Below are 13,809 nucleotides of genomic sequence, written 5' to 3'. Positions count from 1 at the left end.
TTGGCAGTACCCGGAAGGCTGCACCGAGAATTTGAGCTCCCGCAGTTGAAACAGTTTTCAACACCGTGTTTGGACACTATGCCCTTGACAACGGGTTTTCAACAAAATTTCAGGCCGGCCCAGAAGCGTACGGCCTGGATGCGGGTGCACAAAAGACGGTTAGTACCGCTGGTGCTCTTCCACTCTAGCACCATCTCGGTCCACACTCAGCCGTAAAACACGCCAGAATTCGCTGCTTTCAGCGGCCTCAAGATGCTCGGCAATCAACGTCTGGGCACGCTGCGCAGAGGCGGCACCGTGGGCCAGGGCCATGACGGTGGGCCCGGCGCCCGAGATGACTGCAGCAATCCCGTTGGCGCGCAGGTGCTTCATCAGGGCAGCACTGGGTGCCATGGCCGCTGCACGGTAATCCTGATGCAGGAAGTCCACGGTTCCCGCCGGCAAAAGCGCGGGCTCCGAGGACAGGGCATGGATGAGCAGGGCGGCCCGCCCTGAGTTCGCAGCAGCGTCCGCATGCGGAACCTGCGCAGGAAGCAGGCCGCGGGCGCTCTCCGTGGACAGTTCAGTGGCCGGCACTGCCGCCACCGGGATGATGTCCGCGTGAACGGGTGCAGTTACGGACCGGAATTTGCCCTCTTCTTCCCAGGAGACCGCCAGCCCTCCGGCCAGCGCGGGTGCCACGTTGTCCGGGTGGCCTTCCAGCCGGGAGCACAGGTCCAGCAGGGCGGCGGCGTTCAGCCGGAGCCCGGCCGGCAGGAGTGCGTTGCCCGCCAACACACCGGACACGATGGCAGAAGCCGAAGAGCCCAGGCCGCGGCCGTGCGGAATGACGTTTTCCGCTTCCAGCTGCAGGCCCTGCAGGCGAAACCCTGCGGACTCCACGGTTTCCCGGATGGTCCGGACCACCAAGTGGGTGTCATCGGTGGGCAGCGTTGCCGCGCCTTCCCCGCTGATGCTCACCAGGGTGCCCGGCTCCGCCGAGGTCCGGACCCGCACGGTGTCATACAGGCCCACCGCCAGGCCCAGGCTGTCAAAGCCCGGGCCCAGGTTGGCGCTGGTGGCCGGCACCCGGACCGTTACGTCCTGGCCGGCGGCCACGGCAGGGGTTGCGGTGCCGGCCCGGGACGCTGTCCCGGCCTCAGTGCGGGGAAGTGCTGCGGAATCGCTCACGTGCATGTCCGCTTAACCCGCGGCCTGGGCTTCCAGTCCCAGCGCAGCGGCAACGGAGACGACGTCGAACTCCACCTTGGTGGGTTCAACATCGGAACCGTCAGCGGTGCGCAGGGCCCACTGCGGATCCTTGAGCCCGTGTCCGGTGACGGTGATGACGATCTTCTTGCCGGCGGGGGCTTCCCCGGCGGCGTGCTTCTTGAGCAGCCCGGCCACACCTGCGGCGGAGGCCGGTTCCACGAACACGCCCTCGCGGGAAGAGAGCCAGCGGTGCGCCTCGAGAATTTCAGCGTCCGTGACGGCTTCGATCAGTCCGCCGGACTCATCGCGGGCAGCAATGGCCTGCTCCCAGGACGCCGGGTTGCCGATGCGGATGGCGGTGGCAATGGTGTCCGGATCCGTGACCGGATGGCCCTTCACCAGCGGCGAAGCGCCTTCGGCCTGGAAGCCCCACATCGCGGGAGTCTTGGTGGCCACGGGAGCCAGTTCGTCTCCGGCAAGGTTCGTGTAGGGGGCGGCGTACTCGGTGTAGCCCTTCCAGTACGCGGTGATGTTTCCGGCGTTGCCCACGGGCAGCAGGTGGAAGTCCGGAGCGTCGCCCAGGGCGTCCACCACCTCGAAGGCAGCGGTCTTCTGGCCTTCAATGCGGGCCGGGTTCACGGAGTTCACCAGGAACACCGGGTAGGCCTCGGCCAGTTTGCGGGCCACATCCAGGCAGTTGTCAAAGTTGCCGTTGACCTGGAGCAGTTCGGCGCCGTGGGCGATGGCCTGGCTGAGCTTGCCCATGGAGATCTTGCCGTCCGGAACCAGCACGGCACAGGTGATGCCGGCCTGCGTGGCGTAAGCGGCAGCCGAGGCGGAGGTATTGCCGGTGGAAGCGCACACCACGGCCTTGGCGCCGGACTCGACGGCCGCCGTCATGGCCATCGTCATGCCGCGGTCCTTGAAGGATCCGGTGGGGTTCATGCCTTCGACCTTGAGGTAGACCTCATTGCCGGTCAGCTCGGAAAGCGCCTTGGCCTTGACGAGCGGAGTGCCGCCCTCGCCGAGGGAGATGATCTCGGTGTTCTCGGTTACGGGAAGACGATCGGCGTATTCGCGGATGACGCCGCGCCATTGATGAGCCACGGTATTAGACCCCTTCTACCCGCAGGACGGATGTGACTGATTTGATGATGTCCAGGCCCTTGATGGCCTCGACGGTGGCTGCCAGCGCAGCCTCGGATGCCCGGTGCGTGACGAAACGCAGCTCGGCGGATGATGCAGTGCCGTCGGCATGGATGGTCTGGCGCATGGTTTCGATGGAGACACCGTGTTCGGCGAAGACCTGTGCCACTGCAGCCAGGACACCGGGCTGGTCGGTGACCTGCAGGCCGATGCTGTAGCTGGTGGTGACCTTGCTGAACGGCAGGGCCGGTACGGATCCGGTGGGCGTCTCCGCGCCCAGCGGGCCGCCCAGGACCAGCCGGCGGGCGGTGGACACGACGTCGCCCATGACGGCCGACGCGGTGGGGGCGCCGCCGGCGCCCTGGCCGTAGAACATCAGCTCACCGGCATTTTCGGCTTCCACGAACACCGCGTTGAAGGCACCGCGCACCGCGGCCAGCGCGTGGGTGCGCGGCAGCAGCGTGGGGTGCACGCGGACACTGACGCCGGGGTCGCCGTCGTTGTCCAGTTTTTCGGCGATGGCCAGCAGCTTGATGACGAACCCGGCGTCCTTCGCCGCGGCAATGTCATCAGCCGTGACGGAGGAGATGCCCTCGCAGGACACGTTCGCCAGGTCAAAGTCGGTGTGGAAGGCCAGCGAAGCGAGGATGGCACCCTTGGACGCAGCGTCATGGCCCTCGACGTCGGCGGTGGGGTCGGCTTCGGCGTATCCGAGGCGCTGGGCTTCAGCCAGGGCGTCGGCGAACTGGGCGCCGGTGCTGTCCATGGCGTCCAGGATGTAGTTGGTGGTGCCGTTGACGATGCCCATGACCTTGGTGATCCGGTCACCGGAAAGGCTGTCCCGGATGGGGCGCAGGATGGGAATGGCACCTGCGACGGCCGCTTCATAGGCCAGCCGCACGCCCGCGGCGTCCGCCTTCTCGAAAAGCGCGGCGCCGTCGGCGGCCAGCAGTGCCTTGTTGCCGGTGACCACGGAGGCGCCGTGGCCAATCGCGTGCAGCATCAGCGTGCGGGCCGGCTCCATGCCGCCCATCAGCTCAATGACGATGTCTGCGTCCTCCACCAGCTTCTCGGCATCAGTGGTGAAGAGGTTCCGCGGCAGATCCGCGTCCCGCGGAGCGTCCGGGTTGCGGACGGCAATGCCGGTCAGTTCCAGCCGGGCACCGGTGCGCGAAGCCAGGTCTTCGGCGTCGTCAATGAGGATCCGGGCAACCTGGGAGCCAACGTTTCCGCAGCCCAACAGGGCAACTTTGAGGGTCTTCATGGTGCGTGCCTACTCCTTCAGCAATTCGGGCGAACGTGCGCCTGCGGCGTCAACGTCCCGGGCCAAGAGGTCATCTTCAGTCTCTCCGCGGATGATCAGCCGCGCAGTGCCATCCAGCACGGCAACCACGGGCGGACGGGCAATGTAGTTGTAGTTGCTGGACAGTGCCCAGCAGTACGCACCCGTTCCCGGAACCGCCAACAAGTCGCCGTCGCCGGTGTCGGCCGGAAGATAGACGTCCCGGACCACTATGTCCCCGCTCTCGCAGTGTTTGCCAACCACGCGTGACATAACGGCGTCATCTTCGGATGCACGCGAGGCGAGCACGGCCGAGTAATCGGCGTCGTAGAGCACGGGGCGGGCGTTGTCGCTCATCCCGCCGTCCACTGAGACGTAGCGGCGTTCGGCGGTGCCGCCGTCGGCCGTATCCACGCGGACCGTCTTGACGGTGCCGGCACGGTACAGCGTGAAAGTGGTGGGACCAACAATGGCGCGGCCGGGCTCAATCGAGATCCGCGGCACGGCCAGTCCCAGCTCCGCACAGGTGGAGCCGACGACGGCGGCCATCGCCTGCGCGATTTCCGCCGGAGGGCGCGGGGTGTCAGCTTCGGTGTACGCGATGCCGTAGCCGCCGCCGAGGTCCAGCTCCGGCAGTTCCACGCCGTGGACGGCCTTGATTTCCGCCAGGAAGCCCAGCAGGCGCTTGGCGGCCAGTTCAAAGCCTTCCGGTTCAAAGATCTGCGAGCCGATGTGGCAGTGCAGGCCCAGCAGGCGGACGCCCTTGGCTTCCAGTGCGGCTGCCACGGCGGCGGCTGCGGGCGACTCCCCGCCCGCGGCCGGATCCGGTGCCATGGAGAGACCGAACTTCTGGTCCTCGTGCGCGGTGGCAATGAAGTCGTGCGTGTGCGCATGCACGCCGGGGGTCAGGCGCAGCATGACGGGAGCCTGCTCCCCGCGGGAGGCCGCAAGGGCGTCCAAGCGGTGCAGTTCCGCCATGGAATCCACGACGATCCGGCCCAGGCCCATGTCCAGGGCCCGGATCAGTTCCGCGTCGGATTTGTTGTTTCCGTGCAGGCCCAGCTCAGGACCCGGAATGCCGGCGCGGCGGGCCACGGCCAGTTCCCCGCCGGAGCAGGTGTCCAGGCGCAGGCCTTCTTCACGGACCCAGCGGGCCACCGCGGTGCACAGGAAGGCTTTGCCTGCATAGTAGACGTCCACTCCCCCGCACAGATCTGCGAAGGCTGCATCGAAGGAGTCCTTGAACTCCCGGGCGCGCGCCCGGAAGTCTGCTTCGGACATCACGAACAGCGGGGTGCCGAATTCGCGGGCCAGCGCTGAAGCTGACACGCCGGCCACTTCGAGTTCGCCGTTGCTGTTCCGGGTCACATCGCGGGCCCACATCTGCGGGCGCAGTGCATTGGCGTCCGCCGGGTGGCTGAGCCATTCGGGGGCGAGCGGGGAAACAGTCATGAATTACATCCGTTCCGGAGCGGAGACTCCCAGCAGGCCCAGGCCGTTGGCCAGGACCTGGCGGGCGGCAAGGTTCAGCCACAGACGGGTGCGGTTCACGTCGGTGACCTCCTCATCGCCCTGCGGAGCAATGCGGCATGCGTCGTACCAGCGGTGGTACGTTCCGGCGATGACCTCCAGGTGGCGGGCCACGCGGTGCGGTTCGCGGAAGGCGCTGGCCTGCGCGACGACGCCGGGATACTGTCCCAGCGCGGCCAGCAGTTCACCTTCGGTGGGGTGGGTCAGAAGGGAAGCGTCGAACGCTGAATCGTCCACGCCGGCGGCCTCGGCGTTGCGGGCCAGGGCGTAGGTGCGGGCGTGCGCGTACTGGACGTAGAACACCGGGTTCTCGTTGCTGCGCTTGGTCAGCAGGTCCAGGTCAATATCAATGTTGGAGTCGGCGGAGAAGCGGGCCAGCGTGTAGCGGGCGGCGTCCACGCCCACGGCTTCCACCAGGTCTTCGAGGGTGACCACGGTGCCGTTGCGCTTGGACATGCGCACGGGCTTGCCGCCCTTGACCAGGTTCACCATCTGGCCGATCAGCACCTCAACGCACTCCGGGTCGTGTCCCAGGGCGGCGGCGGCGGCCTTCAGCCGGGCCACGTAGCCGTGGTGGTCGGCACCGAGCATGTAGAAGTTCAGGTCGAAACCGCGGTCGCGCTTGTTCTGGATGTACGCGATGTCACCGGCAATGTACGCGGCGTTGCCGTCGGACTTGATGACGACGCGGTCCTTGTCATCACCGAACTCGCTGGAGTTCAGCCACCAGGCGCCGTCCTTCTCATACAGGTTGCCGGATTCCTTGAGCTGTTCCAGGAGCTTGTCAACCTGGCCGTTCTCGTGGAGCGAGTCTTCGTGGAAGAAGACGTCGAAGTCCACGCCGAAGTTGTGCAGCGATTCCTTGATGTCACCGAACATCAGGTCCACGCCGACGGCACGGAAACGTTCCTGGGCCTCGGCGTCGGGCAGCTCGGTGATATTCGGCTCGGCTGCCAGCACGCGGTTGGCGATGTCCTCGATGTAGGCTCCGGCGTAGCCGTCCTCGGGAGCGGCTTCGCCCTTGGCCGAGGCGAGCAGGGACCGCGCGAAGCGGTCAATCTGCGCTCCGTGGTCGTTGAAGTAGTACTCGCGGGTGACATCGGCGCCCTGCGATTGGAAGACGCGGGCCAGGGCGTCGCCGACGGCGGCCCAGCGGGTTCCGCCGAGGTGGATCGGGCCGGTGGGGTTGGCGGAGACAAACTCGAGGTTGATCCGGGTGCCCTTGAGGATTTCGGAGGTGCCGTACGCAGGACCGGCGTCAACGATCGTCTTGACCAGCTCGCCGGCGGCACCGGCGTCGAGCGTGATGTTCAGGAACCCGGGGCCGGCGATGTCGACCTTGGCGACGCCGTCGATCTTTTCCAGGCGGCCCTTGAGGATCTCCGCAAACTGCCGCGGGTTCATGCCGGCCTGCTTGGAGAGCTGCAGCGCAATGTTGGTGGCCCAGTCGCCGTGGTCACGGTTCTTCGGCCGCTCCACGCGCACCTCCCGGGGCACGTCGATGCTGAAGTCACCGGCATCGATGGCGTCTTGGAGGCAGGCAGTTACGGCGGAGGAAAGTTCTTCAGGAGTCACCGGTTAAGCATAGCGTCCGGGCAGGAGGCGTTCCGCGAACTGTGACGCGGCCCGCGGACCGTCTCCCCGCAGCCCCGGGACCGCGGGGTGCGCAAGTCAACACCCTGTGCACAGGCGAAGCACAACCGGATACGTTGTAATGGATAGGGACCCCACCCCAGGAGAGATATGACCCCCTCACGCAAAGCCCTGCTGTTCACCGCCGCTTCCCTCACCCTGGCCTCCACCGCCTGCGCCGGAACAGCCGGCGACGGCGCCCCCGCCAACGGTGATTCCTCCGCCGATTCCCCCGCCGCGGAGTCCGCCGCTCCCGCGACTGCTGCTGCAGCCGCACCTGCCGGCAGCTACGCCGACGGAGAGTACTCCGCGCAGGGCAGTTACATTCCCCCGTCCAACAAGACGGAGGAAGTCGACGTGACCCTGAGCCTGAAAGACGGCGTCGTCACGGAGCTTTCGGTCACCACGTCCGGCAACAACCCCACCTCCAAGCAGTACCAGCGTGAATTCACCTCCGGCATCCAGGAGCAGGTAGTGGGCAAGCCACTGAATGAGCTGGACGTCCACAAGGTTGCCGGCTCCTCGTTGACCAGCTCCGGCTTCAACAAGGCCCTTGACTCCATCCGCACCGAAGCCGCGAGCTGACCGGCCCCGCCATGCCGGATTTCGCGTTCGAAGCCATCGGCACGGCGTGGACCGTCAGCACTGCTGAGCCGCTGACGGATCAGCTGCGGACGGCCGTACTGGAACTGGTGGCCGCCTACGACGGCACCTACTCGCGTTTCCGGCAGGACTCCGTCATTTTCCCGCTGGCGGCGGCGCCCGGCACCGTGAACCTGCCCCGCTCCGCAGCTGCGCTGTTCAGCCTCTTTGACACGCTCCACCGGCTCAGCGGCGGAGCGGTGAACCCTCTGGTGGGCCACTCGCTGGAGCGCCTCGGCTACGACGCGGCGTACTCGTTTTCTTCCGCCGGGCCGTCCCCTGCACCGGACTGGCCGGCTGCCGCATCCTGGCAGGCCCTCGGGGACCGGACCGTGCTGAGCACTTCGGTGCCGGTGACCCTTGATATAGGTGCCGCGGGCAAGGGGCAGCTGGTTGACCTGGTCTTTGCGCTGCTGCGCCGTGCCGGGCACCGGGAGCTCACCGTGGATGCGGGATCCGACCTGCGCCATGCCGGATCCGGTCCCCTGCGGATAGCGCTGGAGCATCCGTATGACCCCGCCCGGGCCATCGGCGTCGTTCCCCTGCAGGGCCGGGCCCTGTGTGCTTCCGCTGCAAACCGCCGTCAGTGGGGTGACGGGCTGCACCATATTGTGAACGCTCTGACCGGCCGCTCCGTGGATTCGGTGGCGGCCACCTGGGTGCTGGCTGATGACGCGATGACCGCCGACGGCCTGGCCACCGCCCTGTTTTTCACCGACCCCGGCACCCTCGCCGAGAACTTCGCCTTTGACTATGTGCGGATGTTCTCGGACGGGCGGGCCGCCTTCTCACCTTCAATGGCTGGAGTCCTGTTTTCATGAGCGTTTCCCTGTCCGCCTCAACCCCCCGGCTGGACGCCCTGACCGGACGCTGGACCATGTACCGGCTCACCGTTTTCCTGCTGCTGGCCCTGACGGCGTGGTCCTTTGTGCTTTCCGTTGCCGGGCTGCTGTTCTACACCCCGGCAGAACTCGCTGCCACGGCCGCCACCGCCGTCGTCGCCTCACTGGTGGCCAGCCGCGTCATGGGACTGCTGTTCCGCACCCGCCCGCAAACGGATTCCTCGCTGATCACCGGATTGCTCCTCTTCTTCCTGTTCTGGCCCACCACCGAAGGCTCCCAGCTGCTGACCGTCGCGCTCGCGGCCGGGGCGGCCACGGCGTCAAAGTACCTGCTGGTGTGGCGCGGACGGCACATCTTCAATCCCGCCGCCTTCGGTGCCGCGCTGCTGGCCGTCACCGGCCTGAACAGCGCCGTGTGGTGGGTGGCGGCACCGCTGATGCTGGTGGTCGTCCTGCCCGCCGCCGCCCTGATCCTGTACCGCAACCGCCTGCTGCCCATGGCCGGCGTGTTCCTGCTGGCCTCGGGTGCCATCATCGTGGCCCGGTTCCTGTCCGGCGGGGAACCGCTGACAACGGCGCTGGCCACCCTGTTTGCGTCCTATCCGGTGCTGTTCTTCGTCGGTTTCATGCTGTCCGAGCCGCTGACCCTGCCGCCGCGGCGCTGGCAGCGGCTGCTGGAGGCCGCCGTCGTCGGCGTCCTGTTCGCCGTCCCGCTGAACCTGGGTCCGGTCTTTATGTCCCCGGAACTGGCCCTGCTTCTGGGTAACCTGCTGGCCTTTGTCCTGGCACCGCGGGCAGGCATCCGGCTGCGGCTGCGGGAAAACCGGGCCCTGACGCCGACGGCGCGGGAGCTGGTGTTTGAACCGCAGCGTCCGCTGAAGTTCCGGCCCGGGCAATATGTGGAGCTGAGCCTGCCCCACGCCAGCCCCGACGGGCGCGGCACCCGCAGGATCTTCAGCCTCACCACGGCACCGGAGCAGCCGGAAACCGTGGCCGTGGGGCTGCGGGCGTCTGATCCGTCCAGCTCGTTCAAGACCGCCCTCCTGAAGCTGAAGCCCGGAGCCGTGGTCACCGGAACCTCGGTGGCCGGAGATTTCCTGCTTCCCCGCAATCCAGGGGTGCCTCTGCTGCTCCTTGCCTCCGGGGTGGGTGTTACTCCGTTCATGAGCCAGCTGCGTTCCCTGGCCGCCGCCGGAAACCTGGACGGGTCAGGCGGCCAGACGGACGGGCAGGCGGCACGCGACGTGGTGCTGGTTTATGCGGCCTCTTCCGTGGATGAGCTGGCCTACGCCGCCGAACTGCATTCGATGGGCATCCGGGTCCTGGTCTGCACCCCGGAGGATCCGCAGATCACCGGGTGGACCTGGCTGGGACCGGGGCTGCCGGATGCGCAGGCGCTGGCCCGGGCGGTTCCGGACATTGCGCAGCGCGCCGCTTATGTCTCCGGGTCTCCCGCGGCCGTAGCCGCAGCACGCGCCGCGGTCCGCGGGGCCGGCGGCCGCGCCGTTAAGACGGATGCCTTCCTGGGTTATTGATTTTGGCCGCGTTTTCACACCGCGCGCCGGACCTGCTAAGCTTCTTGAGTCCCACAGGACCTGCCGGTTTACCGGCGTCCTTGCCCTCGTAGCTCAGGGGATAGAGCGGTTGCCTCCGGAGCAACAGGCCGTAGGTTCGAATCCTATCGAGGGCACTTTGGAACGCAGAAGAACCCCGCACTGGTTGCGGGGTTCTTCTGCGTTCCGGCCAGTTTTCCGGTCAAGCTCCGGGCCCGTATCCCGGCTCAAAGAGTGGCCACTGTTGCTCCCTCATCCGGGACGGCATTCTCCCGCAGCACAAACCTGGTTCCCCTCGCAGGCTTCTCCAGGAAGCGGCGGAAACCCAGCGGCAGGCCCCGTGCGGTCCAGGGATCAGTTCCGTCCATGGCCTGCACATGCATGACTCCCACCACCGGCGTACCGCCGGGCGCAGCCAGCAGGACGTAATTTCCTGCGATGGCACCGAGTCCGATGCGAAGCCGGGACCCCTGCCCCAGCATGTAGGGCACCAGGGCAATCTGGGATCGGCGTGCTTCGTGAAATCTATGGCGTACGTGGTCGCCAGCAGGTGGGTGCCATGGCTGGGGACGCGGCGGCGCGGACTGTTCTCCACCCTCCACGTTCCGGTAAACGGAAGCGAGAGTTCCACGCGTTCAGGGTTCGGGTTCACGGTTCGTCCCATGCGGATTGGTTCTTCCCGTTACGGGTTGATGGGCCGGCGGTTTAGTACCGGATGGCATCGATGACTTTCACCCGCACCGCCACCAGCGCGGGTATCAGCCCGGCCAGCGCGCCCACCGCAGTGGCCGCGCCGAGGCCGATCAGTGCAGCTTCCAGCGGAAACGGCGGCAGCTCCGTCAACCCGGAGGCAACCGTGCGCTGGACGATCGGCAGCTTCACCACAGCCACCGCGGCCATGACGCCCAGCACGCCGGCAACAAACGTGGCCACCACCGACTCCAGCATGACGCCAAAGAAGATCCGTCCCGACGTCGCCCCGAAACTGCGGCGGATGCCGATTTCCCGCACCCGGTACTTCACCGTCACCATGGAGATGTTCAGGAGTCCCACTGCGCCCAGCAGCATCACCAGCCCGGCGATCCCGGCCACCGCCCACTGCAGTCCGCCAAAGGGATCTCCCCACGCGGCGTAGTCGCTCCGGTTCGCGTCAACCTGCATGCCGGGAAACTGCGCCGTCAGGTCCGCTGAGACCGACGCCGCCAGGGCTTCGCTCAGCTCCTCGGGCACCCAGAGTTCCAGGCTCGGATTTGCGGCTTCCAGTCCGAGCCGATCATAGGCTTCGGAGAGCATGATCGCCTGGGGGTACTCCCCCTCGTAGCGGTCCCGGTTGACGCCCACCACCACCGCGGTGATTTCCCCGTCCCGTGAGATCGGGAGCACCGGGTGGGAACGCAGGTCCGGGCTCCCCAGACTGGCGTAGAAAGCTTCATTGATAACGACGGCGGGCGCCAGCCGCTGGGCGTCGGCGGCGGTAAACCATGATCCCTCGGCCATGGGCACGCGGCGCATCACCTCATAGTCGGAGTCCACCACCATCGTCTGGGTCTGCGTGACTCCGCCGGGCAGCTGAAACGGCACCATCGTCGAATAGATCAGGGAGGAATACTCCACGGCGTAGCGTTTGGGCAGCTCCCGGTAGGCCGCCGTGACCAGCTCCGGATCCGGGTTGGATCCGTCGGCAGAGTACATCATCACTGCGAGCGTTGCCGGCCGCCCGGACTGGGCTTCGCTGCCCTGGGCGATCGATTCGCGCACCATGTTTCCCAGCCCCACCACCGTGGTGAGGGCTGCCACGGAGAGGGCGACGCCGATCAGCGCCAGCAGGATCCGGGTCTTGTGGATCCTCAGTTCCGCCCAGGCTTCGACCAGTGTTCCCACTATCCCCGAAAGACTCATGCCACCACCTGCAGTCCCGGTTCCAGCTGCCCGTCCTGCAGCAGGAAATGGCGGTCGGCCAGGGCCGCGACATTGGGATCATGGGTGATGGTGACCAGGGCGGCCCCGGATTCGGCAGCCACCTCGGCGAGCAGGTCCATGACGTATCTGCCGGTGGCGATGTCCAGTGCCCCTGTTGGCTCATCGGCCAGGATGAGCTGCGGCGAGCGCACCAGGGCACGCGCAATGGCGACCCGCTGCTGTTCTCCGCCGGAGAGCTTGGACGGCCGGTCATGGGTCCGGTCCCCCAGCCCCACCCGGTCCAGCATTGCCGCCGCGAGCCGTTCACGCTGCCAGAACTGCCGGCCGCGGGCATAGAGCAGCGGGGTCATGACGTTTTCCAGGGCCGTCCGCTCAGCCAGCAGATTGAACTGCTGGAAGATGAATCCCACGGCGGCGCCCCGGGCCTGCGCCCGGCGCTTCTCGGTCATCCGGTCCACCGGTTCCCCTGCGAAGGTCATCGATCCGGAGGTGGGGACGTCCAGCAAACCCAGAATATTCAGGAGCGTTGATTTGCCCGAACCCGAACGGCCCACAATGGACAGATGCTCTCCGGGATAGACGGCGAGGTCCACGCCCGCCAGGATCTGCAGGGTGCCGTGATCCGGCAGGGACACCGAACGGGTAACCTGCCACAGCGCTGCCAGGGGTTCCGGCTGCCCGCCGGCACCGGCGTCAATGGCAGCGGCGCCGGTGAGCTCACCGGCGGTCATCCGCCCACCATTCCGGGCATGCCGTACATCAGTCCGTCATCGGCGGGGGCAGGAGCACCGGGAACAAACTGGAGCACCATTTCCCCCTCGGCCAGGCCGGACGTGATCTCCACCGTTTGGCCGTCGTTCAGGCCCAGGGCAACTTCCCGTTCAACCGCACCCGCGACAGACTGCAGTTCCCCGGCGGGGTCACCTTCCGCTGCCGCGTCCGGGCTGCCCCCGCCGTCGGGCATTACCCAGACGATGCCGGTCTGTACCGATCCCCGGACTGCCGTCGTCGGAACCGTAATCACGTTCTCGGCCTGGCCCGCGGAGATGTCGATGGTGGCACCCAGCCCGGAAAAGACGGCTGTTTCCTTTGGAACGGCGCAGCTCACGCTGCCGGCAGCCGGGGCGTCCGCCGCCGGGGGTCCTGCCGGCCCCATGGCCTGGGCCGAAATTCCGGTCTGGGCAGCGGGTGTCTTGCCCATGGTGACGTTGCTGCAGGGGAAGGGCGCCGGGCCGCCGTTGACCGTCACCATGGCAGTGTTGGCCCGGGAGAAGATGCGGAACTGCTGATCCGAGGTGAGTGTTCCGGAGACCGAGAAGGTGCCGGGATCAATCGAGGCAACCTCGGTGCCCACTGACAGCTGCTGTTTCACAAGCACCGACAGCTCGGCAACGGTGCCGCCCGAGGTCGCGACCACATCCGTGTAGGTGTAGGCCGGCGCTGCCGGGACGGGAGGCGCTGCCGGTTCGTCGTCTCCGGCGCGCTCATCCGAAGGAACGACGACGGCGGTTTCCGGCTCTGCTTCCACCAGGGTCTTGACCTGGAAGAGCGGCGTCCCCTTGGCGACGGTCTCCCCTGCCTCCACGTAAATGAAGTCCACGGTCCCGTCACTCGTGCTCTTCACCGGGACGGCGGGGTCACTCACCACCGAACCCGGAACTGAGACAAGGTTGGTGACGGTTCCCACGGCCGCGGGAACGAGCGGAGTACTGATCCGGGCGGTCGGCTGTTCAAAGCCGGCGGCGGCGTCGGCCTGCATCCCGTCCAGGAAGGCAAGCTTGAAAAGAGCCGCAGCCAGCACGGCAAAAATCACCAGCCACAGCGTTGGAAAGACATAGCGGCGTACAAGCATCGGTTCCCCCGTCGAAGTCATCACCCGGGGCAGCATTCGGCACCGATTGAAACGGGACGCTACCAGCGCAAAGCGGATCTGCAGGGCAGGACACGACCGGCGAAATACTCGCAGACACCCAGACACCGTTCGGGGCAGGTCCTTGCGGATACTGCTGTTTGCGGTTTTTCACCGGAACTCTTGCGCGGAGCGGGCCTGTCAGCGGTATGGTGAGCGGCA

The 13,809-nt window shown here is 66.9% G+C and carries 12 protein-coding genes and 1 tRNA gene; 4 read left to right on the top strand and 9 right to left on the bottom strand.

Annotation, left to right across the window (positions count from 1 at the left end; all coding sequences use genetic code 11):
• Positions 1-159 precede the first annotated feature (159 nt).
• Genes thrB through argS form a run of 5 tightly spaced genes read right to left on the bottom strand, consistent with a single transcriptional unit; the run spans position 160 to position 6,724 of the window.
• Positions 160-1,170: a homoserine kinase gene (thrB, locus tag ACIQXM_RS11965; protein ID WP_400931690.1), complete on the bottom strand. Its 1,011-nt coding sequence runs from the start codon at positions 1,168-1,170 to the stop codon at positions 160-162.
• A gap of 12 nt (positions 1,171-1,182) precedes the next feature.
• Positions 1,183-2,298 carry a threonine synthase gene (gene thrC, locus ACIQXM_RS11960; RefSeq protein ID WP_400931688.1) on the bottom strand — a complete coding sequence of 372 codons (1,116 nt, stop codon included), beginning with the start codon at positions 2,296-2,298 and terminating at the stop codon, positions 1,183-1,185.
• A gap of 4 nt (positions 2,299-2,302) precedes the next feature.
• The gene (locus ACIQXM_RS11955) at positions 2,303-3,601 is read right to left on the bottom strand and encodes a homoserine dehydrogenase (RefSeq protein ID WP_400931686.1); all 1,299 of its coding nucleotides are present in this window, start codon (positions 3,599-3,601) and stop codon (positions 2,303-2,305) included.
• 9 nt (positions 3,602-3,610) lie between these two features.
• Positions 3,611-5,071 carry a diaminopimelate decarboxylase gene (gene lysA, locus ACIQXM_RS11950; RefSeq protein ID WP_400931684.1) on the bottom strand — a complete coding sequence of 487 codons (1,461 nt, stop codon included), beginning with the start codon at positions 5,069-5,071 and terminating at the stop codon, positions 3,611-3,613.
• 3 nt (positions 5,072-5,074) lie between these two features.
• Complete coding sequence (gene argS, locus ACIQXM_RS11945; protein ID WP_400931682.1) at positions 5,075-6,724, bottom strand: arginine--tRNA ligase; 1,650 nt, start codon at positions 6,722-6,724, stop codon at positions 5,075-5,077.
• A 168-nt stretch (positions 6,725-6,892) separates the two neighbouring features.
• Between argS and ACIQXM_RS11940 the strand changes: the two genes are divergently transcribed.
• The 4 genes from ACIQXM_RS11940 to ACIQXM_RS11925 all read left to right on the top strand — a co-directional run bounded on the left by ACIQXM_RS11940 (position 6,893) and on the right by ACIQXM_RS11925 (position 9,955).
• On the top strand, positions 6,893-7,366 hold the full coding sequence (locus ACIQXM_RS11940; protein ID WP_400931680.1) for a hypothetical protein: 474 nt from the start codon (positions 6,893-6,895) through the stop codon (positions 7,364-7,366).
• Between the two features lie 11 nt (positions 7,367-7,377).
• A complete protein-coding gene (locus ACIQXM_RS11935) occupies positions 7,378-8,244 on the top strand; it encodes an FAD:protein FMN transferase (RefSeq protein ID WP_400931678.1) in 867 nt (288 codons plus the stop codon).
• Positions 8,241-9,800: a ferredoxin--NADP reductase gene (locus ACIQXM_RS11930; RefSeq protein ID WP_400931676.1), complete on the top strand. Its 1,560-nt coding sequence runs from the start codon at positions 8,241-8,243 to the stop codon at positions 9,798-9,800. Before ACIQXM_RS11935 ends, ACIQXM_RS11930 begins: the two co-directional genes overlap by 4 nt.
• A gap of 82 nt (positions 9,801-9,882) precedes the next feature.
• Positions 9,883-9,955: transfer RNA gene (locus tag ACIQXM_RS11925), tRNA-Arg, on the top strand.
• Positions 9,956-10,045: 90 nt separating this feature from the next.
• Here ACIQXM_RS11925 and ACIQXM_RS11920 read toward each other — a convergent pair.
• The 4 genes from ACIQXM_RS11920 to ACIQXM_RS11905 all read right to left on the bottom strand — a co-directional run bounded on the left by ACIQXM_RS11920 (position 10,046) and on the right by ACIQXM_RS11905 (position 13,590).
• Entirely contained in the window at positions 10,046-10,309 is a 264-nt protein-coding gene (locus tag ACIQXM_RS11920; protein WP_400931674.1) for a hypothetical protein, read from the bottom strand.
• A gap of 214 nt (positions 10,310-10,523) precedes the next feature.
• Positions 10,524-11,717 (bottom strand): ABC transporter permease, encoded by a 1,194-nt coding sequence (locus ACIQXM_RS11915; RefSeq protein ID WP_400931672.1) that lies wholly within the window; start codon positions 11,715-11,717, stop codon positions 10,524-10,526.
• Positions 11,714-12,469 (bottom strand): ABC transporter ATP-binding protein, encoded by a 756-nt coding sequence (locus tag ACIQXM_RS11910; RefSeq protein WP_400931670.1) that lies wholly within the window; start codon positions 12,467-12,469, stop codon positions 11,714-11,716. Before ACIQXM_RS11910 ends, ACIQXM_RS11915 begins: the two co-directional genes overlap by 4 nt.
• Positions 12,466-13,590 (bottom strand): secretion protein HlyD, encoded by a 1,125-nt coding sequence (locus tag ACIQXM_RS11905; RefSeq protein WP_400931667.1) that lies wholly within the window; start codon positions 13,588-13,590, stop codon positions 12,466-12,468. Before ACIQXM_RS11905 ends, ACIQXM_RS11910 begins: the two co-directional genes overlap by 4 nt.
• Between the last annotated feature and the right edge of the window lie 219 nt (positions 13,591-13,809).

This window comes from Arthrobacter sp. NPDC097144 (assembly GCF_044762205.1).
In the GTDB taxonomy this organism is placed as follows: Bacteria; Actinomycetota; Actinomycetes; order Actinomycetales; family Micrococcaceae; genus Arthrobacter_B.
Note: the sequence above shows the minus strand (reverse complement) of the source record. Positions and strands in the feature narration are given on the sequence as shown.

Excerpts from the sequence above, each read along its gene's own strand:
- ACIQXM_RS11955 (WP_400931686.1), bottom strand. The coding sequence starts at position 3,601 with ATGAAGACCCTCAAAGTTGCCCTGTTGGGCTGCGGAAACGTTGGCTCC.
- lysA (WP_400931684.1), bottom strand. The coding sequence starts at position 5,071 with ATGACTGTTTCCCCGCTCGCCCCCGAATGGCTCAGCCACCCGGCGGAC.
- ACIQXM_RS11940 (WP_400931680.1), top strand. The coding sequence starts at position 6,893 with ATGACCCCCTCACGCAAAGCCCTGCTGTTCACCGCCGCTTCCCTCACC.
- ACIQXM_RS11935 (WP_400931678.1), top strand. The coding sequence starts at position 7,378 with ATGCCGGATTTCGCGTTCGAAGCCATCGGCACGGCGTGGACCGTCAGC.
- ACIQXM_RS11930 (WP_400931676.1), top strand. The coding sequence starts at position 8,241 with ATGAGCGTTTCCCTGTCCGCCTCAACCCCCCGGCTGGACGCCCTGACC.
- ACIQXM_RS11915 (WP_400931672.1), bottom strand. The coding sequence starts at position 11,717 with ATGAGTCTTTCGGGGATAGTGGGAACACTGGTCGAAGCCTGGGCGGAA.
- ACIQXM_RS11910 (WP_400931670.1), bottom strand. The coding sequence starts at position 12,469 with ATGACCGCCGGTGAGCTCACCGGCGCCGCTGCCATTGACGCCGGTGCC.
- ACIQXM_RS11905 (WP_400931667.1), bottom strand. The coding sequence starts at position 13,590 with ATGCTTGTACGCCGCTATGTCTTTCCAACGCTGTGGCTGGTGATTTTT.